At 61.0% G+C, this 17,532-nt stretch carries 21 protein-coding genes; 13 read left to right on the top strand and 8 right to left on the bottom strand.

Annotated features, from left to right (window positions below; translation table 11 throughout):
* The 7 genes from G9X64_RS21925 to G9X64_RS21895 all read left to right on the top strand — a co-directional run.
* The coding region (locus tag G9X64_RS21925; protein ID WP_164071024.1) for a carbohydrate ABC transporter permease at nucleotides 1–465 on the top strand (465 nt) is incomplete at its 5' end.
* Nucleotides 462–1,424 carry a carbohydrate ABC transporter permease gene (locus G9X64_RS21920; protein WP_171377377.1) on the top strand — a complete coding sequence of 321 codons (963 nt, stop codon included), beginning with the start codon at nucleotides 462–464 and terminating at the stop codon, nucleotides 1,422–1,424. The genes G9X64_RS21925 and G9X64_RS21920, both read left to right, overlap by 4 nt.
* Nucleotides 1,425–1,427: 3 nt before the next feature.
* Nucleotides 1,428–2,543, top strand: coding sequence for an ABC transporter ATP-binding protein (locus G9X64_RS21915; RefSeq protein ID WP_171377376.1), 1,116 nt, complete (start codon nucleotides 1,428–1,430; stop codon nucleotides 2,541–2,543).
* A gap of 15 nt (nucleotides 2,544–2,558) precedes the next feature.
* Entirely contained in the window at nucleotides 2,559–4,109 is a 1,551-nt protein-coding gene (locus tag G9X64_RS21910; RefSeq protein WP_168310115.1) for a GMC oxidoreductase, read from the top strand.
* A 1-nt stretch (nucleotide 4,110) separates the two neighbouring features.
* Nucleotides 4,111–5,766 carry a GMC family oxidoreductase gene (locus G9X64_RS21905; protein ID WP_168310116.1) on the top strand — a complete coding sequence of 552 codons (1,656 nt, stop codon included), beginning with the start codon at nucleotides 4,111–4,113 and terminating at the stop codon, nucleotides 5,764–5,766.
* 24 nt (nucleotides 5,767–5,790) lie between these two features.
* Nucleotides 5,791–6,969, top strand: a complete 1,179-nt coding sequence (locus G9X64_RS21900; RefSeq protein ID WP_168310117.1) for a Gfo/Idh/MocA family protein — start codon at nucleotides 5,791–5,793, stop codon at nucleotides 6,967–6,969.
* Entirely contained in the window at nucleotides 6,966–9,050 is a 2,085-nt protein-coding gene (locus tag G9X64_RS21895; RefSeq protein WP_168310118.1) for an FAD-dependent oxidoreductase, read from the top strand. Before G9X64_RS21900 ends, G9X64_RS21895 begins: the two co-directional genes overlap by 4 nt.
* A 31-nt stretch (nucleotides 9,051–9,081) precedes the next feature.
* Here the strand turns inward: G9X64_RS21895 and G9X64_RS21890 are convergent, their stop codons facing one another.
* From G9X64_RS21890 to G9X64_RS21875, 4 genes are all read right to left on the bottom strand, one after another.
* Entirely contained in the window at nucleotides 9,082–9,264 is a 183-nt protein-coding gene (locus G9X64_RS21890) for a hypothetical protein (protein WP_017963940.1), read from the bottom strand.
* 83 nt (nucleotides 9,265–9,347) lie between these two features.
* Complete coding sequence (xth, locus tag G9X64_RS21885) at nucleotides 9,348–10,142, bottom strand: exodeoxyribonuclease III (protein WP_168310119.1); 795 nt, start codon at nucleotides 10,140–10,142, stop codon at nucleotides 9,348–9,350.
* Between the two features lie 36 nt (nucleotides 10,143–10,178).
* Nucleotides 10,179–10,580 carry a GFA family protein gene (locus G9X64_RS21880; RefSeq protein WP_168310120.1) on the bottom strand — a complete coding sequence of 134 codons (402 nt, stop codon included), beginning with the start codon at nucleotides 10,578–10,580 and terminating at the stop codon, nucleotides 10,179–10,181.
* A gap of 10 nt (nucleotides 10,581–10,590) precedes the next feature.
* Nucleotides 10,591–11,088 carry a hypothetical protein gene (locus G9X64_RS21875; RefSeq protein WP_168310214.1) on the bottom strand — a complete coding sequence of 166 codons (498 nt, stop codon included), beginning with the start codon at nucleotides 11,086–11,088 and terminating at the stop codon, nucleotides 10,591–10,593.
* Between the two features lie 291 nt (nucleotides 11,089–11,379).
* Here G9X64_RS21875 and G9X64_RS21870 point away from each other — a divergent pair, with 291 nt between their 5' ends.
* Nucleotides 11,380–11,880, top strand: a complete 501-nt coding sequence (locus G9X64_RS21870; protein ID WP_168310121.1) for a hypothetical protein — start codon at nucleotides 11,380–11,382, stop codon at nucleotides 11,878–11,880.
* Between the two features lie 23 nt (nucleotides 11,881–11,903).
* Here G9X64_RS21870 and G9X64_RS21865 read toward each other — a convergent pair whose 3' ends face one another.
* The 3 genes from G9X64_RS21865 to G9X64_RS21855 all read right to left on the bottom strand — a co-directional run bounded on the left by G9X64_RS21865 (nucleotide 11,904) and on the right by G9X64_RS21855 (nucleotide 14,157).
* Nucleotides 11,904–12,527, bottom strand: coding sequence for a response regulator (locus G9X64_RS21865; RefSeq protein WP_168310122.1), 624 nt, complete (start codon nucleotides 12,525–12,527; stop codon nucleotides 11,904–11,906).
* Between the two features lie 2 nt (nucleotides 12,528–12,529).
* Nucleotides 12,530–13,918 (bottom strand): sensor histidine kinase, encoded by a 1,389-nt coding sequence (locus G9X64_RS21860; protein ID WP_168310123.1) that lies wholly within the window; start codon nucleotides 13,916–13,918, stop codon nucleotides 12,530–12,532.
* Nucleotides 13,919–13,980: 62 nt separating this feature from the next.
* A complete protein-coding gene (locus G9X64_RS21855; RefSeq protein ID WP_168310124.1) occupies nucleotides 13,981–14,157 on the bottom strand; it encodes a hypothetical protein in 177 nt (58 codons plus the stop codon).
* Nucleotides 14,158–14,319: 162 nt separating this feature from the next.
* Between G9X64_RS21855 and G9X64_RS21850 the strand changes: the two genes are divergently transcribed.
* Nucleotides 14,320–15,159 carry a class I SAM-dependent methyltransferase gene (locus G9X64_RS21850; protein ID WP_168310125.1) on the top strand — a complete coding sequence of 280 codons (840 nt, stop codon included), beginning with the start codon at nucleotides 14,320–14,322 and terminating at the stop codon, nucleotides 15,157–15,159.
* Between the two features lie 63 nt (nucleotides 15,160–15,222).
* Here the strand turns inward: G9X64_RS21850 and G9X64_RS21845 are convergent, their stop codons facing one another.
* Nucleotides 15,223–15,516: a hypothetical protein gene (locus G9X64_RS21845; RefSeq protein WP_168310126.1), complete on the bottom strand. Its 294-nt coding sequence runs from the start codon at nucleotides 15,514–15,516 to the stop codon at nucleotides 15,223–15,225.
* Between the two features lie 198 nt (nucleotides 15,517–15,714).
* On the opposite strand from G9X64_RS21845, the gene G9X64_RS21840 reads away from it, so the two are divergent.
* From G9X64_RS21840 to G9X64_RS21825, 4 genes are all read left to right on the top strand, one after another.
* Nucleotides 15,715–16,113 (top strand): DUF1236 domain-containing protein, encoded by a 399-nt coding sequence (locus G9X64_RS21840; protein ID WP_168310127.1) that lies wholly within the window; start codon nucleotides 15,715–15,717, stop codon nucleotides 16,111–16,113.
* Nucleotides 16,114–16,274: 161 nt separating this feature from the next.
* Entirely contained in the window at nucleotides 16,275–16,442 is a 168-nt protein-coding gene (locus G9X64_RS21835) for a hypothetical protein (RefSeq protein ID WP_168310128.1), read from the top strand.
* Nucleotides 16,439–17,020 carry a BA14K family protein gene (locus G9X64_RS21830; RefSeq protein ID WP_168310129.1) on the top strand — a complete coding sequence of 194 codons (582 nt, stop codon included), beginning with the start codon at nucleotides 16,439–16,441 and terminating at the stop codon, nucleotides 17,018–17,020. Before G9X64_RS21835 ends, G9X64_RS21830 begins: the two co-directional genes overlap by 4 nt.
* Nucleotides 17,021–17,130: 110 nt before the next feature.
* Nucleotides 17,131–17,445: a hypothetical protein gene (locus G9X64_RS21825; protein ID WP_168310130.1), complete on the top strand. Its 315-nt coding sequence runs from the start codon at nucleotides 17,131–17,133 to the stop codon at nucleotides 17,443–17,445.
* Nucleotides 17,446–17,532 lie beyond the last annotated feature (87 nt).

Genomic DNA, 17,532 nt, shown 5'->3' with positions numbered 1-17,532 from the left:
CACTTCGGCTGGACAAGCTTCCACTTCGACTGGATCAAGAACAAGGACTTCGTCATCTACACCGTGGTCATCGCCGGCGTCTGGCAGGCGTCGGGCTTCGTCATGGCGATGTTCCTGGCGGGTCTGCGCGGCATCGACGGCGAGATCATGAAGGCCGCCCAGATCGACGGCGCCTCGCCATTCCAGCTCTATCGCCGCATCGTCATCCCGCTGCTGCGGCCGATCTTCCTGTCCGCCTTCATCGTGCTCGCCCATATGGCGATCAAGTCCTATGACCTGGTGGTGGCGCTGACCTCGGGCGGCCCCGGCGGCTCGGCCTGGCTGCCGTCCAACTTCATGTATGAATACACCTTCAAGCGCAACGAGATGGCCGTCGGCTCGGCCAGCGCCATCATCATGCTGATGACCATCTCGGCGATCATCGTTCCCTATCTCTATTCCGAACTGAAGGAGAAGGCGCGATGAGCAGCGTGACCTCTCCGATAGCAACCTCGACCGCAGCACGCGACAGCAGGAACAGCACCAACACCCGCTGGATCGGCCGCACCATCATCTACGGCCTGCTGCTGGTCTTTGCCGTCCTCTATCTGATGCCGCTCTTCGTCATGCTGACGACCTCGTTCAAGACCATGGACGAGATCCAGAACGGCAACATGCTGGCGCTGCCGCAATCGCCGACCTTCGATCCCTGGATCAAGGCCTGGGGCGAGACCTGTGTCGGGCTCACCTGCGCCGGCATCAAGGGCTACTTCTGGAACTCGATCAAGATGGTGGTGCCGGCCGTCGCAATCTCCACCATCATGGGGGCGCTCAACGGCTATGTGCTGACCAAGTGGCGCTTTCCCGGCCACACGCTGGTGTTCGGGCTGATGCTGTTTGCCTGCTTCATCCCGTTCCAGTCGGTGCTGCTGCCGATGGCAACGATCCTCGGCAGTCTCGGCCGCTTCGGCATGACGCTGCAGAATGCCACGGGCTTCAACTTCGGCTTCGGCAATCCGACGGTCAACCTGGTCTTCGTGCATGTCGTCTATGGCTTGGGCTTCACGACGCTGTTCTTCCGCAATTTCTACGAGGCCTTTCCGACCGAGCTGGTCAGGGCCGCCCAGGTCGATGGCGCCAGCTTCTTCCAGATCTTCCGGCGCATCATGCTGCCGAACTCGCTGCCGATCATCGTCGTCACCGTCATCTACCAGTTCACCAATATCTGGAACGACTTCCTGTTTGCCTCGGCTTACGCCGGCACCGGTGAATCCATGCCGATGACGGTGGCGCTGAACAATGTCGTCAACACCTCGACGGGCGTCGTCGAATACAATGTCAACATGGCGGCTGCGATGATCGCCGCCGTGCCGACGCTCATCGTCTATATCCTCGCCGGCCGCTACTTCGTGCGCGGTCTGATGGCGGGCGCTGTCAAAGGGTAATCCATGGCCTTCCTCGAAATCTCCGGTCTCAAAAAACGCTTCGGCGCCGTCGACATTCTCAAGGGGATCGACCTCGAACTCGAAAAGGGCGGCTTTCTCGTGCTGGTCGGCCCGTCCGGCTGCGGCAAGTCCACCCTGCTCAACACCATTGCCGGGCTGGAGACGATCACCTCCGGCGATATCAAGATCGACGGGCGCGACATCAGCGGTCTGCATCCCTCCAAGCGCGACATCGCCATGGTGTTCCAGTCCTATGCGCTCTATCCGAACATGACGGTGGCGGGCAACATCGCCTTCGGCATGGAGATCCGCGGCGTTCCCAAGGAGGAGCGCGCCAGGGCGATCGCCCAAGTCTCCGACATGCTGCAGATCGGCCATCTGCTCGACCGCAAGCCGAGCCAGCTCTCCGGCGGCCAGCGCCAGCGTGTCGCCATGGGCCGGGCGCTGGTGCGCAATCCGCAGGTCTTCCTGTTCGACGAGCCGCTGTCCAATCTCGACGCCAAGCTGCGCGTCGACATGCGCACCGAGATCAAGCGGCTGCATCAGCGCATGGGCACCACCTTCGTCTATGTCACCCATGATCAGATCGAGGCGATGACGCTGGCGACCAAGATCGCCGTGCTGAAGGATGGCGTGCTGCAGCAGTTCGGCACGCCGGCCGAGATCTATAACAGCCCCTTCAATCTCTTCGTCGCCGACTTCATGGGATCGCCGGCGATGAACCTCTTGAACGCCACCGTCGAGAACGGCGCCGGCGGGCTGGAAGTCTCGCTGGAGCGGCCGAATGCCGCCCCGCTGAGGCTCCCTGTCATATCAGGCAATGACGGTCTGACTGCCTATACCGGCAGACAGGTGATCTTCGGCATCCGCCCGGAGGCGCTGACCGATCCCGATGGCGCCGACCGCAAGGCGCGCTCGCTGACCGAGGGCGATTGCCTGATCGAGGTGGTCGAACCGGCCGGCTCCGACACCTTCGCCGTCACCAAGCTCGGCGGCAAATCCGTCGTCGCCCGCCTGCGCGCCGATACCGGCATCGCTCCAGGACAAAACACCCGCCTTGCCTTCAATCTCGATAAGGCCGTCTTCTTCGATCCCAATAGCCAGGCCAGGATCGGGTGAGGGCCAGGTGCTGATATGAACGGTTCACCAGATATCGTCATCATCGGCTCGGGCGTCGGCGGCTCCACCGTCGCCGCCGGCCTCGCCGCGACCGGCGCGCAGATATTGATCCTCGAAGCCGGCGATCATATCGCCGACCGTCCGGTCAATCGCGACCAGCGCGCCATCTTCCAGCTGGGACATTTCCGCCCAAAAGAAACCTGGTACGAGGCAGATGGCAAAGGCTTCAATCCCGGCAACTATTACAATGTCGGCGGCAATTCGAAATTCTATGGCGCCGTCTTGTCGCGCTACCGCAAAGAGGATTTCGACGTCATCCAGCATCGCGAGGGCGTGTCGCCGGCCTGGCCGTTTCCCTATGAGGCGCTGGAACCGTGGTACTCAAGGGCGGAACTGTTGTATCAGGTTCGCGGCAGCCTGGGCGAAGATCCCACCGAACCGTACCACTCGGCTGGCTACGCATATCCGCCCGTGCCCGACGAGGCGCCGATCGCCGATGTCAGGGCGCGCCTCAAGGGGAAAGGCCTGCATCCGTCTTCCTTGCCGCTCGGCCTGGACCTCGACGCCTGGCTCTCCAAGGCCCAGACACCATGGGATGCCCATCCGAACGCACGCGACGGCAAGATGGACGCCGAGACCGCAGCCCTTGCGGTGGCGTTGAAGCACGAGAACGTGCGGCTCGAAACCAATGCGCGCGTAATCAGGCTCGACACCGGGGCGGGGAGCCGGATCGACCGGGTCACCTATGTCAGGAACGGTCAGACGCTTACGGTGTCACCGAAGGTTGTCATCCTTTCCGCAGGCGCCGTCCAGTCATCAGTGCTTTTGCTGCGTTCGAAAAACGACCGCTTCCCAGGTGGCTTGGCGAATTCTTCCGATCAGGTGGGCCGCAACTTCATGAACCACAATGCGTCGGCTGTCATCGGCGTCTCACCAAAGTTCAGGAACACGGCTGTCTACCAGAAGACTTTTGCTTTCAACGACTTCTATCTCTCGGACGGGGAGGGAGGACCGCCGCTCGGCAATGTGCAGCTCCTTGGCCGCATCTCCGAAAAAGTCCTCAAGGGCTCTCTGCCGCAGGCGCCGGAATGGTTTCTCCGCTTCATCACAACCCATGCCATCGACTTCTATGCGATGAGCGAGGACGTGCCCAATCCCGAAAGCCGGGTCATGGTCGATGGAGACCGGATCGTTCTCCAATGGCAACGAACCAACTGGGATGCGCATCTAGCGCTCGTGGCCAAGCTGAAGACGATCCTGAAATCGATCGGATTTCCGATCGTACTGTCGAGGCCCTTCGACAAGCGCACGCCTTCCCATCAGTGCGGAACGATCCGCATCGGCAACGATCCCGCGACAGCGCCGTTGGATCCATACTGCCGTTCCTACGATCACGAAAACCTCTTTGTCGTCGACGCCGGTTTCCTCCCCACCTCGGCTGCGGTCAATCCTGCGCTCACCGTCGCCGCCCAGGCGCTGCGAGTGGCGGATCACATTGCGTCGAAGGACTTTGTAGGCGTGACACAGGCGCTGGCGGTCGCCAGGCCGGATGCAACAGGACAGTAACATGGGATTTGATTACATCATCACCGGCGCCGGTCCGGCAGGTTGCGTTCTGGCAAGCCGGCTGAGCGAAGATCCCGATGTCAACGTGCTCCTGCTCGAGGCGGGTGGCGGTGATTGGAATCCGCTTTTTCATATGCCGGCCGGCTTCGCCAAGATGACCAAAGGTGTCGCCAGCTGGGGATGGGAAACCGTTCCCCAGAAGCACATGAAAGGCCGGGTGCTTCGTTATACGCAGGCAAAGGTCATCGGCGGCGGCTCGTCGATCAACGCTCAGCTCTATACCCGCGGAAACGCCGCGGATTATGACCTCTGGGCGCGAGAAGACGGTTGCGAGGGCTGGGACTACCGTTCGATCCTACCCTATTTCAAACGCGCCGAGGACAATCAACGCTTCGCCGATGACTACCATTCCTATGGCGGTCCGCTAGGTGTCTCGATGCCGGCGGCAGCGCTGCCGATCTGCGACGCCTATATCCGTGCAGGGCAAGAGCTCGGCATTCCCTATAATCACGACTTCAACGGACGCCAGCAGGCCGGAGTGGGATTTTATCAGCTGACGCAGCGCAATCGCCGCCGGTCGTCGGCTTCGCTCGCCTATCTCTCGCCGATCAAGGACCGCAAGAACCTGACGGTCCGGACGGGCGCGCGCGTCGCACGCATCATCGTGGAAGGAGGCCGTGCGACAGGCGTCGAGATCGTGACCTGGCGCGGCCAGGAGATCGTCCGCGCCGATCGCGAAGTACTGGTCTCATCGGGCGCCATCGGATCGCCGAAGCTGCTTCTGCAGTCCGGCATCGGACCGGCCGACCATCTGCGCTCGGTGGGCGTCAAAGTGCTGCACGATCTGCCGGGTGTCGGCGGCAACCTCCAGGATCACTTGGATCTATTCGTCATCGCCGAATGCACGGGCGATCACACGTATGACGGAGTCGCAAAATTCCACCGCACACTTTGGGCAGGGCTTCAATATGTCCTGTTCCGGACCGGACCGGTCGCCTCGTCGCTCTTCGAGACCGGTGGCTTCTGGTATGCCGATCCGCAGGCACGGTCTCCCGATATCCAGTTCCACCTGGGTCTGGGGTCGGGCATCGAGGCAGGCGTCGAGCGGCTCAAGAATGCGGGAGTGACGCTCAACTCCGCCTATCTGCATCCCCGCTCGCGGGGGACCGTGCGTCTGTCATCCTCGGACCCGGCTGCCGCGCCCTTGATTGACCCCAACTACTGGTCCGATCCTCATGACAGGACGATGTCGCTGGAGGGGCTCAAGCTCGCGCGCGAGATCATGCAGCAGGCGGCGCTGAAGCCCTATGTCATGGCCGAAAGGCTTCCCGGACCGAAGGTGATGACCGACGAGCAGCTTTTCGATTATGGCTGCGCCAACGCCAAGACCGACCATCATCCGGTCGGCACCTGCAAGATGGGGAGGGGACCGGACGCGGTTGTCGGGCTCGATCTCAAGGTCCATGGCGTGGAAGGCCTGAGGGTCTGCGATTCATCCGTCATGCCGCGCGTGCCGTCCTGCAATACCAATGCGCCGACGATCATGGTCGGCGAAAAGGGATCGGATCTTATTCGCGGTTTGCCGGCACTTGCCCCCACCATCTTCGCCTATGAACGCAACGATGCGAGGCCAAGGGCCCGCGCCGAAATCCGGTAAGTCCTGTCGAGAGGAGAGACGACAATGTCTGAAGTCAGAGTTGCAGTGCTTGGCGCCTCGGGCTGGATGGGAAAGGTCCACACGATGGCCTATCAGACCTTTCCGCATTTCTTCGGAGTGTCGGACGGAACGGCACGGATCGTCGCTCTCGTCGAAGGCCCCTCGACGGCAGCCGGGGATCTTGCCCACAGGGCGCCGGGCGCAAGGATTCTTCAGGATTGGAAACTGGCCGTCGCTGATCCCGAGGTCGATCTGATCGATATTTGCCTGCCTGACTATCTTCACTACGAGGTGGCCAAGGCGGCTTTGCTGGCCGGCAAACATGTCTATTGCGAGAAGCCATTGGCAAACACCGCTGCCGAAGCGCGGGAACTGGCTGACATCGCCAGGGAAAAGGGTGTCATCACCCGCGTCGGACACGCCTTTCCCCGAAATCCCGTCCACGATCTGGCCAAAGAGATGATAGAATCCGGCGAAATCGGCGAGATCAAGCTGTTCCGTGGCTGCCAGCATGTCGACATGTATGGCGATCCCTACGCACCCTTCATGTGGCGCGCTGACGGAAAGCTGGCGCCGACCGGTATCGTCGGTGATACCGGTTCGCATATCTTCAGCTTCATGGATTTCCTGATCGGCCGCGTCAGTTCTTTGATCGCCGACAATCTGATCGTGACGCCGCGCCGGCCCGTCGTCGAGGGTCTTGCCTATGGGGAGCAGGTGAAGCTGACAGGGAACGAGGCCTGGGCTGACATCACCAACCCCGACGCAACGAACCTGCTCTGCCGCTTCGAGAACGGCGCCGGCGGGATCGTCGATTTCAGCCGCGTCGCCACCGGCCGCAAGTTCATGCAGACCTACGAAATCTATGGAACGAAAGGCAGCATCGCCTATAGCTATGACGAAATAAACCGGCTGCGCTTCTACTCCAACGACGACCGGACGGGGCGGCGCGGCTTCCGGGAGATCGATGTAGGGCCCGAGAACCCGACCTTCCGGGCTTTCCTTCCGCTGCCGAATTTCGGCTTGGGTTATAATGAAAGCAAGATCATCGAAGCCGCCGAGGTGATCCGCTCGATCGTTACCAACAGACCGATGTGGCCGACATTCGAGACCGGCCACCACATCTGCCAGATCGTCGACGCATGCATGGAGTCTTCCCGGCAGAGGCGCTGGGTCGACATCCCGCTGGCTGAACGTCAATGACCATGGACGTTCCGCAGGAAATTCTCGACGCACTGACCGACGTCGACATGCCGCGGCTGCCGCCCGAGGCTGCCCCGTCAGAAACGGTCCGGCTCGCCGGCATCGAGGTGCCGATCTATCGAGGCGGTTGCGTCGTCGTCGGATCCGGTGCTGCAGGCCTGCGGGCGGCGGTGGAAATGAAGCGGCGCGGCGATGACGTCGTCATCATCAGCCAAAGCGCCTGGGGTGGAACCTCGGCCTGCTCGGGATCCGACAAGCAGACCCTGCACACTGCAAACACGGCGGATCAGGGCGACAATTACAAGGCGATGGCCAGGGCCATCCGCAGCGGCGGTGCGATGGACGAGGACACGGCTTACGTCGAGGCCGTCGGCTCCTCCCGGATGATGGCGTCGCTGCAGTTTCTCGGCCTGCCGCTGCCTCAGGATCCGCTTGGTGGGACGCTGAGATACCAGACCGATCATGATGAGGTCGGCCGCGCCACCAGCTGCGGTCCGCGCACCTCGCGCCTGATGGTCAAGGTGCTGGCCGAGGAGGCGATCCGGCTCGGCGTGCCGTTCTATAACCAGACCACGGCGGTAAAGATCCTCACCGAGGGCGATGGCGCTGACCGTCATGTCGTTGGCATGCTCGTCATGCGCGCCAGCGACCGCACGGAGGAGAACCCGCTGGGCATCGCGCTGTTCGTGAGTGGCGTGATCGTGCTCGCCGTCGGCGGGCCGGGCGAACTCTATCGCGACAGCGTTTATCCCAACGGCTGCTTCGGTTCTCTCGGATTGGCGCTGGAGGCCGGCGCCGAACTTGTCAACTTGACCGAAAGCCAGTTTGGCATAGGAACACGCAGGGAAGGCTTCCCGTGGAACCTGTCGGGCACCTACGTCCAGGCGATCCCGCATATCTACTCGCTCGATTCCGAAGGCACCGAACACCATTTCCTGGCAGAATACTATCGCAGCACGCAGGAGCTGGCGTCGAACGTCTTCCGCAAGGGCTATCAGTGGCCGTTTCACGCGACGCGCATGCTCGATTTCGGCTCGAGCCTGGTAGACCTTGCCATCTCCAACGAAACCGCCGCAGGTCGGCGCGTCTTCATGGACTTCAATCGCAATCCCCTATCGGTGCCGGGCGACCTGCCGTTCAGTCTGGAGAGACTGGATGAAGACGTCCGCGAATATCTCGGCAAGGCCGGAGCCGCCCAAAACATGCCGATTGATCGATTGAAGCATATGAACCCGCTCGCGATCGAACTCTACCGCCGCTACAAGATCGATATCGCCGAGGAGCCGCTGGAATTCGCCGTCAACAACCAGCACATGAACGGCGGCATCATGGTCGACACCTGGGGCCGCAGCAGTCTCGGCGGCTGCTACGCGGTCGGAGAAGCAGCGGGCACGCACGGCGTGACGCGGCCGGGTGGAGCAGCGCTCAATGCCGGGCAAGTCTTCGGCACCCGGGCAGCCGAGCACATCAGTGCGAGTGGCCGGGCGAAGCGTGCCGCCACGAAGGATATAGCCGCCATGGCAGAGGCAGGCATTGCCTACATCCTTGCTGGCCTGCGGACGGAGAGCCTGCTCACCGTCAAATCGATCCGCTCGCAAGTGCAGGCGCGAATGAGCGACAAGGCCGGCATCCTCTGCGATCAGAAAAGTGTCAGCGGTGCCCTGATTGAAGCACGCAAGCTGAATGCTGAAATTCGCGAGAACGGCGTCGCCTACGGTCGAGCAGCGCAGGCGGTTCGCGGCGTGCAATGGCGGCATATGGCGCTTGCTTCGGAAGCCGTGCTCAGCGCGCTTGATTTCTTCATTCGCAACGGAGGCGGCAGCCGTGGGGCGCGGGCGATATGCGATACGGAAGGCGAATCTCTCCCGCTGGCGCGCTCAGGACCGTTGCAGGATTATCGCTTCCGGAAAGAACGCGAAGCGCATCGCAAAGAGCAGATTGTTGTTCGTGTTGATGGAGATGACATAAGGCTTTCCACACGTCCGAACCGCAGCTTCGACGAGAGTGCCAGATCCTTCTTCGAGCGGGACTGGCCGGCCTGGTTGACCGGCCGCATCTACGACCGCGGCACGGATGGATAAGGCTGCGCATCGCCCTCGCTGGGTGTGTTGATCAATCGGGATTCGGCACCGGCGGCGGAACACGGATCCGTTCGGTGTCGTCAGAACCTTCGGCAACGGCTTCCTCGCTTTTGCGCACGTGCCGCGGCGGATCCTTTCCTTCGACCGGCTTCGGCGACAACTGGTCGTCGGCCTGGATTTCGTCGGTGTTCAGGTAGTTCTTGCTCTCGTTCATTGCGGTCACCTCCCTTTGCAAGAAAACTCGTGGCGATATGGCGAGGTTCCCTCGCTCCTCTGCTCGCCGCGCCGGAGCGCGGCTTATAGATCGGCCCCAGCTTCGGAAACGTCGAGCTCGATCATGACGGGCGCGTGGTCGCTTGTATGCTCCCAGCTGCGCGGCTTTCTCCTGACCGTTGCCGATCGAAGCAACGGGGCGACTGCCGGACTGAGCAGGAAGTGGTCGATCCGAAGCCCGGCATCACGTTCGAAGCTGTTCCGCCAGTATTTCCAGAAGGTGTAGATACGCTCTCCCGGGTGCAGATGTCTGACGGCGTCGGTCCAGCCCTGAGCGACGAGATGAGCGTAAGCCTTGCGCACTTCCGGCCTGAAGAGGGCATCGTCCAGCCAGCGTTCCGGCTTGTAGACGTCGATCTCCGTCGGCATGACGTTGAAGTCGCCGGCCAGGATCGAAGGCACTTCGAGCTCGAGGAGTTCGGCGGCGTACGCCTGCAGACGGCCGAACCAGCGCAGCTTGTAATCGAACTTTGCTCCTGGAAACGGATTGCCGTTGGGAAGATACAGGCATCCGACCAAGATGCCATCGACGGCAGCTTCGATATACCGGCTGTGGGTATCATCAGGATCACCGGGAAGACCGCGACGCGTCAGTATCGGTGTCTCGCCCTTCGCCAGGATGGCCACCCCGTTCCAGGATCTCTGTCCGTGCCAGATGGCGCCGTAGCCGGCTTGCTCGATCTCCTCTCGCGGAAACTTGGCATCGTCTGTCTTCAGTTCCTGGAGGCAGACGACATCTGGGGCGTCTTCCTTGAGCCAGCGCAACAGGATGTCTAGCCGCCCATTGATACCGTTAACATTGTAGGTTGCGATTTTCATAAGATCCCCGGAAGCTGCGGCGGTGCCGGGCAACATCTAAAAGCGCTCCTGAGTTTCCTCCTCAGGAAGTCCCCGTCCGCAATTGGCCCATTTTAGGCGGCTCTCCACACCGTAGTGTCCCGACGGGTTGATTTTCTCCGGGTGGTCGAGCGAGCCGACGGTCACCCGGATCAGATCATCGCCGTCGTACTGGAGATAGAGTGGTGTTCCGCACTTGCCGCAGAAGCCGCGCGTCGCGATCGGCGACGATCGGTACGATGTGGGCGTACCGGCCGTCCAGGCAAAATCGTCGATCCTCGCCTGGACCAGGACCGCGAAAGGGCCTCCGGTCGCCTTCTTGCACATGTCACAGTGGCAGTAACCCGAAAGCGGCGGATCACCGGCGAATTCGTACCGGCAGGATCCGCAAAGACAGCCGCCAGTCCATCGCGCTGCCATGGCTGGCTCCTCAACGCGTCGCGCCGAAGACAAAAGCGAGACCGGCGACGATCGCTGCGGCCGTCAGCGGCTGCCGGCGTATGCGATCCTCGAGATCATGGACGAATGTGCGGGCTTCGGCCTTCGCCAGGCGAGCCGATCCGGATGCCAGTTCCGATGCAGACTCGGCCACGCGGCTTGCTTCTCTCTGAAGAGATCGCATTCCTTGGCGATCGACATCGGAGGCTTCCGAGGAGCGGGCGGTGTCGCCGGTCGAGCGTAGAGCTTGATCGACAAACGGATACTGCTCGTCAAGCCTGGTGGGATCCGGCTCCCGCTTGACACGCTCAGCCGCCTCGACGTCGCTGCGGCCGGCCGGAATAGAAGTGTGAGTGGCAGACACGGGGTCGGACGCAGGGAAAGTATCCTCGATTGCTTTGTCGAGTTCGCCTGTTCGCGGCTGCTGCCGTTGCTCTGCCTGTTCTTTTCGCATGGACTGGACTGCTGGGGATTCGTTTGGATTTGCCATGGAAGTTTCCTCTGTTGCACCTTGAACAAACAAAGCGGCGAAAAGCGGAGAAGTTCCATAGAATGCTTCCGTGTTTAACAGCGATGCACGAACAGTCCCTCGCAGAGGTGCGCTTGAGGTGCCACCACGCGACATCTTTCCGATGAAAAGCATTGCATTCCGCGTAAGGCGGACCAAAGTCTTGCCGCGCCTACTACCTAGGTCGGTTGCATTATTTAATCGGAACAGCGAAAAGTCTCATACGTCGTATTGCATGGGAAGCGGCAACGAACGGACGAACGAGGCTATGGCATGAGTATCCGGAAACGCGATTTTCTGAGATTGGGCGGCAGCGCGGCCGTCACCCTCATCGCTGCTGCATCACCGGTCAGTTTGTATTTCGGCGGTTCCCTTCCTGTTCTGGCGGTGGACTCTGCGCAAGCAAAGGACGGCAACAACGGTAATGGTGGAGGGAATGGCAACGGCGGCGGTAATGGCAACGGCGGCGGTAATGGCAACGGGGGAGGGAATGGGAACGGTGGCGGCAGTGGCAATAGCGGTTCCGGGAACGGCAATGGTGGAAATTCCGCCGGTGATGGAGGATCGTCTTCCTCTAGCACAGGATCGTCAGCAAGATCGGGCGCGAGAGCGACAGCGGCGTCCGATGGCTCCATCGACGTCCGTCATTCGAACGGCATCACTGAAACCCTGCAACGCGGTCGCTACATTATGAAGGACTCCAAGGGCCGGACGATCATAAGTCGACAAGCAACGGCAAACGACGCCCGCCGGATGAGCCGCTTTCTTCGCTGACGCATGATAGGCGATAATCCGTCTCAGCGCCGTTCGCGCCACTGTAGAGCCGCTTCGGTTCGGTTTGAGGCGCCGAGTTTGCTCAGGATTTGGGTCATATGGTGCTTCACAGTCTTTTCCTGCAGGTTGAGACGCAAGCCGATATGCTTGTTTGACAGGCCCTGAGCGACAAGATCCATCACCTCGCGTTCCCGTGGCGTCAGGCTGCTTTTGTCGGAGGTTCCGCCATTCAAGGAATTTTCCATGACTTTCGCCGACATGGTCGGCGAGATATATCGCGAGCCGCGCAAAACGGTTTGGATCGCTTCGGCCAGGCCACGTGAACCAACACCTTTCAGAACATAGCCCATCGCACCCCGTTGCAGAGCCCCCAGTAAATTGTCTACCTCCTCGGATACCGTCAACATCAGCACTTTCGTTGTGGGGCTCCGCGCCAGGACGTCACTGATCGCCGACAGTCCGCCGCCGGGCATCGAGACGTCAAGGAGCATGATGTCGGGGTGGTTGTCCGAGGCGATCATCGCGGCGTCATCGCTGCTGGCCCCCTCGCCAACGACGATAAAGCCGCTAATTTCGGATAAGCTGCGCGTTACACCCTCGCGAAAAAGCGGATGATCATCCACGACGCCGATGGTGATTGATGTCATTCTTACTCTCCCACTTCCATTGGCTCGAAGATCATAGTCACTGTCGTTCCTCCTTCGCCTGTCTTGATGTCGAAGGAGCCTCCCAGGCTGTCGACGCGCTCGCGCAACCCCACGAGGCCAAGGCTCGTTGGCCTCACCTCGGTTGGATCGAAGCCGTCGCCGTGATCGCTGACCTCGACACGGACATGACCCTTGTGCGAGACAGCCCTGACAGTCTGCTGAACGCCGCCGCCGTGGCGATAGGCGTTGTTCAAGGCTTCCTGAACGAAGCGATAGATACAGATCTTCACGGCGGGGGGAAGTTCCGGTCCATCCTCGTCGATAACAGTTTCGACAGGTGTTTCGGTCTTATGTTGATGCGCTTCGACGACCCGCGTGACAATCTCGGTGATCGAGGATTTTTCGATGTGTGGAAGCACCAGTCCTCTGCAGATATTGCGGATCTCCGTCATCGCTTCGGCAAGGCTCGAGCGTATCCAGGCAAGCTCCTTCTCACGCGCTTCGGGCTGGGTGGACGCATTGATCAACACGTCGCTGTCCAGGCGCAATGAGGCATAGGCGATGTGCTGGGCCGGACCGTCATGCAGATCGGCACCGATGCTGCGCAGATATGTTTCGTTCAGCGCTGCCGCACGCTGGGAGGCGCGCTGCAGGCGCCGCTGAAGTCCGCGGTTTTCCGCAAGCAGCGCAGAGAGTTCGGTGACCCGTTCTTTGAGATCCTTGCGCTGCGCCTCGATCGTGCGGCTACCCCGGAACACCAGAATGGAGAGAACAAGGAAAAAGGTCGCCGTGAGGGCGGCGACGGCGCCCCAGCTCCGGAGCCTGGCATGCGCCAGACTATCGCCCAGTCCTTCCGCTGTCTCGTAGAACTCAAGGACGGCGACCGCCTGTCCGGACCATGGCTGGAGCACCGGGTTATAGATCTCCATCAGCGGCTTGCCGAGCGCCCGCTCCCTGTCGCTTTCCGGATCGCTGGCAATTTCATAGCGCGCGACGAGAGACCCTGCGAATGCCCTCAGTAGCTTATCGCTGATCGCAAACTTCCTGCCCACCAGCTCCTTCTCGTTCGAATAGAGGATGGTGCCGTCGCTTCGCCACAGCTTGAAGGAAACAAGGCGTTTGCCGAGTGCGCCCTGACCGAGCGTCTCGTCCAGAGCCAGAGCACTCGCTTCATCAAGCAGTGATTCTGTTTGCATATCGGGAAGGAGCGGCGCGATCACGCTGTCCACATAAAGCGCCGTCGCCGCGCCTGAGTTGTGGATAACGGTCTCCTCTATGAGATGGCTCACAAAAAAGCCCACCACGAACATGGCGGCAATCGAAATGAGCCCACCCGCGATGAAAAACTGGGAGGCGAGAGAGCGGGCATTCCAGCGGCGAAGCCAATTCATTTTGATACCGGCAAGAGACTTGTCGACTAACCTACCGCGTCTTTAGAGTTTTCCAAACAGCGTCAGGGTAGATTCCTGGTATCGAAGACCTCAGCGCCTGTTACGGTCTGGGTCAACGCGACGGTGTCGCCGGACATGGCTGCGCCGAAGATGTAGAGAAGGGCGGCCAGAACGATAACAAGTGCGAAGACGGACGCGTTACAGGCGTCATTCACTCGGGATCTGTGACTCTGGGACATGTTCGGATCTCCTTCGGTATCGTTCGAAACGGCGCGGAACCGGTGCCCGTTCCGCACTGGGGACTTCGGTCGGAGGAGGGTGGGACCAAGGTCTGATCCCGTGGGCATTCACAGATTCAGGCATATTTCAGGATCGATGGGCTCGGGTCTGGAGGTTAGCGGGTGACAGCTTCTGTCGATATCGAAGGCGGCGCCGGGTCTCTCGCGCTTTTCCAGGAAGGCGTTGCCGACCTTTACGAGACCCTTCTCGTGCCGATCCTCTTCGAACCCTATGCATCGGAAATGGCGATCGTCGCCGAACGATCGAAACCAGGCAGTGTTCTCGAGGTCGCTGCGGGGACGGGCGCTTTGACACGGGCTCTGCGGACGAGGCTTGATCCGGCAACGGAGATCGTTGCCACCGACCTCAGCCAGGCGATGATCGACGTGGGCGCATCTTCGCTGACGCTGTCGCGGACCCACTGGATGCACGCCGATGCGCAAGATCTCCCATTCGCGCCCTCGATGTTCGATCTCGTCGTCTGCCAGTTCGGCATAATGTTCTTTCCTGATAAGCTGAGGGCTTATGGCGAGGCCAAAAGAGTGTTGCGCAGCGGCGGTCGTTTTCTGTTCTCGACCTGGGATTCAATCGAGGCCAACGACTTCGCAAGATGTGTGGACGAATGCCTGGGAAGCCTCTTCCCATCGGATCCGCCGGATTTTTTCAGGCGCTTGCCATATTCCTACTTCGACCCCGATCCGATCAAGGCGCAGCTGACTTCGGCGGGGTTTGACGCGGTATCCTGCGATCGGGTCGCATTGACGTCAGTCGCGGCCACCGCGCGCGACGTGGCTGCGGCGTTCTGCCAAGGCACTCCGCTCAAGGGAGAGATCGAACGGCGGGCGCCGGAGGAGCGTATGTCGGAAATCGTCGTTCAGGTGGCCGAGCGCGTGGAATCGCGCTACGGAGCCCGTCCTTGCGGCGGCATGAGCGCGCTCATCGTCGCCGGCCGCGCACCATAAGATTCCGTGGCGCAGGCTGTCGTCTCAATCAGGCTATTCCGTCGGCCGGAAGGTCCAAGAAATCTATCCGCCCGGGTATGACGGCTCGTCGGACTTCAACGGGTGCGCGTAGGAGGCTTCCTCTATCGCGCGGATGACGTGCCGCTCGATCACCAAACAGGTTTCGTCGTACTCTAGCTCCAGGTTCGGATTGAACCGTCGCCTTCGAACGGAGTCGCGGGCTTCGACTGCCATCTGATAGGCTTCGAAGAGCTCGAGCTGCCACGCGTCGCGCGCTTCCATGATCAACTTCCGCATATGCGGCAGGCGCATCGCCAGGCGCCTGCGTCCGGCTTCCCGGCGGTTGGATCGCGCCATCTCCTTCGATCTCCTGCTTTTGCCCGCGATTATCCGGCTTCTCGATCTTGAAATAGCGTCGGCAACAGGCCTTGGAATGGGTTTGGGACCAAAGGCCGGGGTCGATCAGACTGAGGTCCGAGGCGTGGAACGACCCTGCCTCCAGCTAGTTGGTTGGCAGCGGTCGCGAAGGCCGCTCTCAAACAGAAGGAGGAAAAAATGCTCTCCAAGCTTATCGTCGGTGCGGCAACTGCCGCGACCCTCATGTCGGGCGTCGCATTCGCCCAGTCCTCGACCGTCAACGGTGCCGCCGGTGGCGCGATCACTGGCGCGATCGTCGGCGGTCCCGTTGGTGCTGCGGTTGGCGGCGTTGCCGGCGCAGTTGTTGGTACGGCCATCGATCCGCCGCCGCAAAAGGTCATCACCTATGTCCGCGAGGCTCCGGCACCATCGGCGCGCGTGGTCGTGAAGGAGAAGGTTGTCGTCGGCCAGCCTCTGCCGGAGACGGTTGTCGTGACGCCTATTCCGGATGACCCGACCTATGCCTATGCGGTGGTCAATGATGAACGTGTCATCGTCGAACCGTCGTCCCGCAAGGTGATCCAGGTTATCAAGTGATCTGATCCTACACGCGGCCTCCGCCGCGTCCTCCATCCGGAAATCATCGCTCAAAGTCCGGGAACCGCCGCGCGACCGACGGCAGCGTTGTCGTGCGGTCAAATACAGCCGATGCCCCCGGCGGCGACCTCCGCCGCCGGAGCGCCAGCGAGGAGAGGAACATGATCTATTCCGAAGAGAAATCCGGTGGTCTGGCCGTGCCGCTGATCGCCATCGTGCTGGCAATCGCCGGCATTCTCGCCGTGCTTGTCGCCACCGGCGGCCGACATAACAGCGCCGCCGGCCGCGTCTGGGTTCCGCAGGCTCAACAGCAGGGGTCGGGACAATGAAAGCCATCGCATCCGTCGCTTTTGGAATCTTAAGCTCGGTCGGGGCCTGTATGGCTGCCGCTTCTGTCGCCTCCTATGTCGTGGCAGAGTCTGAACCTCATGCCTTCGGGGACCTTGAAGCGCGCGATCTATGGACGACGACGCCGGTGAAAGTCGATCCTCGGCAACAGCACTATGAACGAATTCCGCCTCTCTATTCCAGCTATGTGACCGAGGCGTCGGCCAGCATGGCGTCATCGGTGAGGCCTGATTCGGCTCGCCCATCAGCCGAACTTCAGACTCCGCAGCCCAGACTTTCGGCCGCGCATCTTGCCTGGTGTGGGGATCGCTACCGTTCTTTCGATTCCGCGACCAACAGCTATCGATCTTATAGCGGCGAGACCCGAGAGTGCATTTCGCCGTTCAAGCGGATTGTCGCCGGGGCCGATGAAGAGGTTGGCACGAAAGTGAATGCACAGGCAGCAGCCCGGTGCGCCGCTCGCTACAGATCGTATCGGCCGCAAGACAATACGTATCAACCGTGGGACGGACCGCGGCGTAGCTGCGAGATGTCGGACCTCGTTGCGGCGAGTAACTGATGTGGTCGCACGGTGCGGACCCGATTGCGCCACTTGGTCAGTCGGACTAAAGTCCGTGTTGCAAACGCTACGGTTGTGATACCTGGTTGCACGAGGGTTGGAGATCGGGGATGGCGACGACGCTGATAACGGAAATCCAGCAGGCACAGACAAGGCTTCCGCTCTTGAGCCGGGCGGACCGGGGAGCCCTTATCGTTCGCATCCTCCGCGAGCTGAAGACGCATCGGCGGGAGGTTCTCGGACATGTGCCGGCCGAGCGCTGCGTTTGGATCGACAAGCTGATCGCGTCCGTGTCCTCGACGATATCCGAAATCGCCAACATGCAGGACGCCGAGTTCAATCGCGTCTTGAACGAGTTCGAAAAGCTTATGGCGACGCTCGATGATATTTCGCATGCTGAGAAGCGATCGAAGACAATTCATTGAGAGGGTCACCAGCAGGCGACCAAATTAGCGCCTCACCGAAAGTGATCCCGCGCGTCAGCGTTTTCCGTCCATGATGCGTTCAATCGA

Origin of the sequence: Rhizobium sophorae, assembly GCF_013087515.1 — a bacterium.
GTDB lineage: Bacteria > Pseudomonadota > Alphaproteobacteria > Rhizobiales > Rhizobiaceae > Rhizobium > Rhizobium sophorae.
The sequence above is the reverse complement of the archived record's forward strand: the minus strand, read 5'-3'. Positions and strand labels throughout refer to the sequence as shown.

Excerpts from the sequence above, each read along its gene's own strand:
- G9X64_RS21920 (WP_171377377.1), top strand. The coding sequence starts at position 462 with ATGAGCAGCGTGACCTCTCCGATAGCAACCTCGACCGCAGCACGCGAC.
- G9X64_RS21915 (WP_171377376.1), top strand. The coding sequence starts at position 1,428 with ATGGCCTTCCTCGAAATCTCCGGTCTCAAAAAACGCTTCGGCGCCGTC.
- G9X64_RS21910 (WP_168310115.1), top strand. The coding sequence starts at position 2,559 with ATGAACGGTTCACCAGATATCGTCATCATCGGCTCGGGCGTCGGCGGC.
- G9X64_RS21905 (WP_168310116.1), top strand. The coding sequence starts at position 4,111 with ATGGGATTTGATTACATCATCACCGGCGCCGGTCCGGCAGGTTGCGTT.
- G9X64_RS21900 (WP_168310117.1), top strand. The coding sequence starts at position 5,791 with ATGTCTGAAGTCAGAGTTGCAGTGCTTGGCGCCTCGGGCTGGATGGGA.
- G9X64_RS21895 (WP_168310118.1), top strand. The coding sequence starts at position 6,966 with ATGACCATGGACGTTCCGCAGGAAATTCTCGACGCACTGACCGACGTC.
- G9X64_RS21890 (WP_017963940.1), bottom strand. The coding sequence starts at position 9,264 with ATGAACGAGAGCAAGAACTACCTGAACACCGACGAAATCCAGGCCGAC.
- xth (WP_168310119.1), bottom strand. The coding sequence starts at position 10,142 with ATGAAAATCGCAACCTACAATGTTAACGGTATCAATGGGCGGCTAGAC.
- G9X64_RS21880 (WP_168310120.1), bottom strand. The coding sequence starts at position 10,580 with ATGGCAGCGCGATGGACTGGCGGCTGTCTTTGCGGATCCTGCCGGTAC.
- G9X64_RS21875 (WP_168310214.1), bottom strand. The coding sequence starts at position 11,088 with ATGGCAAATCCAAACGAATCCCCAGCAGTCCAGTCCATGCGAAAAGAA.
- G9X64_RS21870 (WP_168310121.1), top strand. The coding sequence starts at position 11,380 with ATGAGTATCCGGAAACGCGATTTTCTGAGATTGGGCGGCAGCGCGGCC.
- G9X64_RS21865 (WP_168310122.1), bottom strand. The coding sequence starts at position 12,527 with ATGACATCAATCACCATCGGCGTCGTGGATGATCATCCGCTTTTTCGC.
- G9X64_RS21860 (WP_168310123.1), bottom strand. The coding sequence starts at position 13,918 with ATGAATTGGCTTCGCCGCTGGAATGCCCGCTCTCTCGCCTCCCAGTTT.
- G9X64_RS21855 (WP_168310124.1), bottom strand. The coding sequence starts at position 14,157 with ATGTCCCAGAGTCACAGATCCCGAGTGAATGACGCCTGTAACGCGTCC.
- G9X64_RS21845 (WP_168310126.1), bottom strand. The coding sequence starts at position 15,516 with ATGGCGCGATCCAACCGCCGGGAAGCCGGACGCAGGCGCCTGGCGATG.
- G9X64_RS21840 (WP_168310127.1), top strand. The coding sequence starts at position 15,715 with ATGCTCTCCAAGCTTATCGTCGGTGCGGCAACTGCCGCGACCCTCATG.
- G9X64_RS21835 (WP_168310128.1), top strand. The coding sequence starts at position 16,275 with ATGATCTATTCCGAAGAGAAATCCGGTGGTCTGGCCGTGCCGCTGATC.
- G9X64_RS21830 (WP_168310129.1), top strand. The coding sequence starts at position 16,439 with ATGAAAGCCATCGCATCCGTCGCTTTTGGAATCTTAAGCTCGGTCGGG.
- G9X64_RS21825 (WP_168310130.1), top strand. The coding sequence starts at position 17,131 with ATGGCGACGACGCTGATAACGGAAATCCAGCAGGCACAGACAAGGCTT.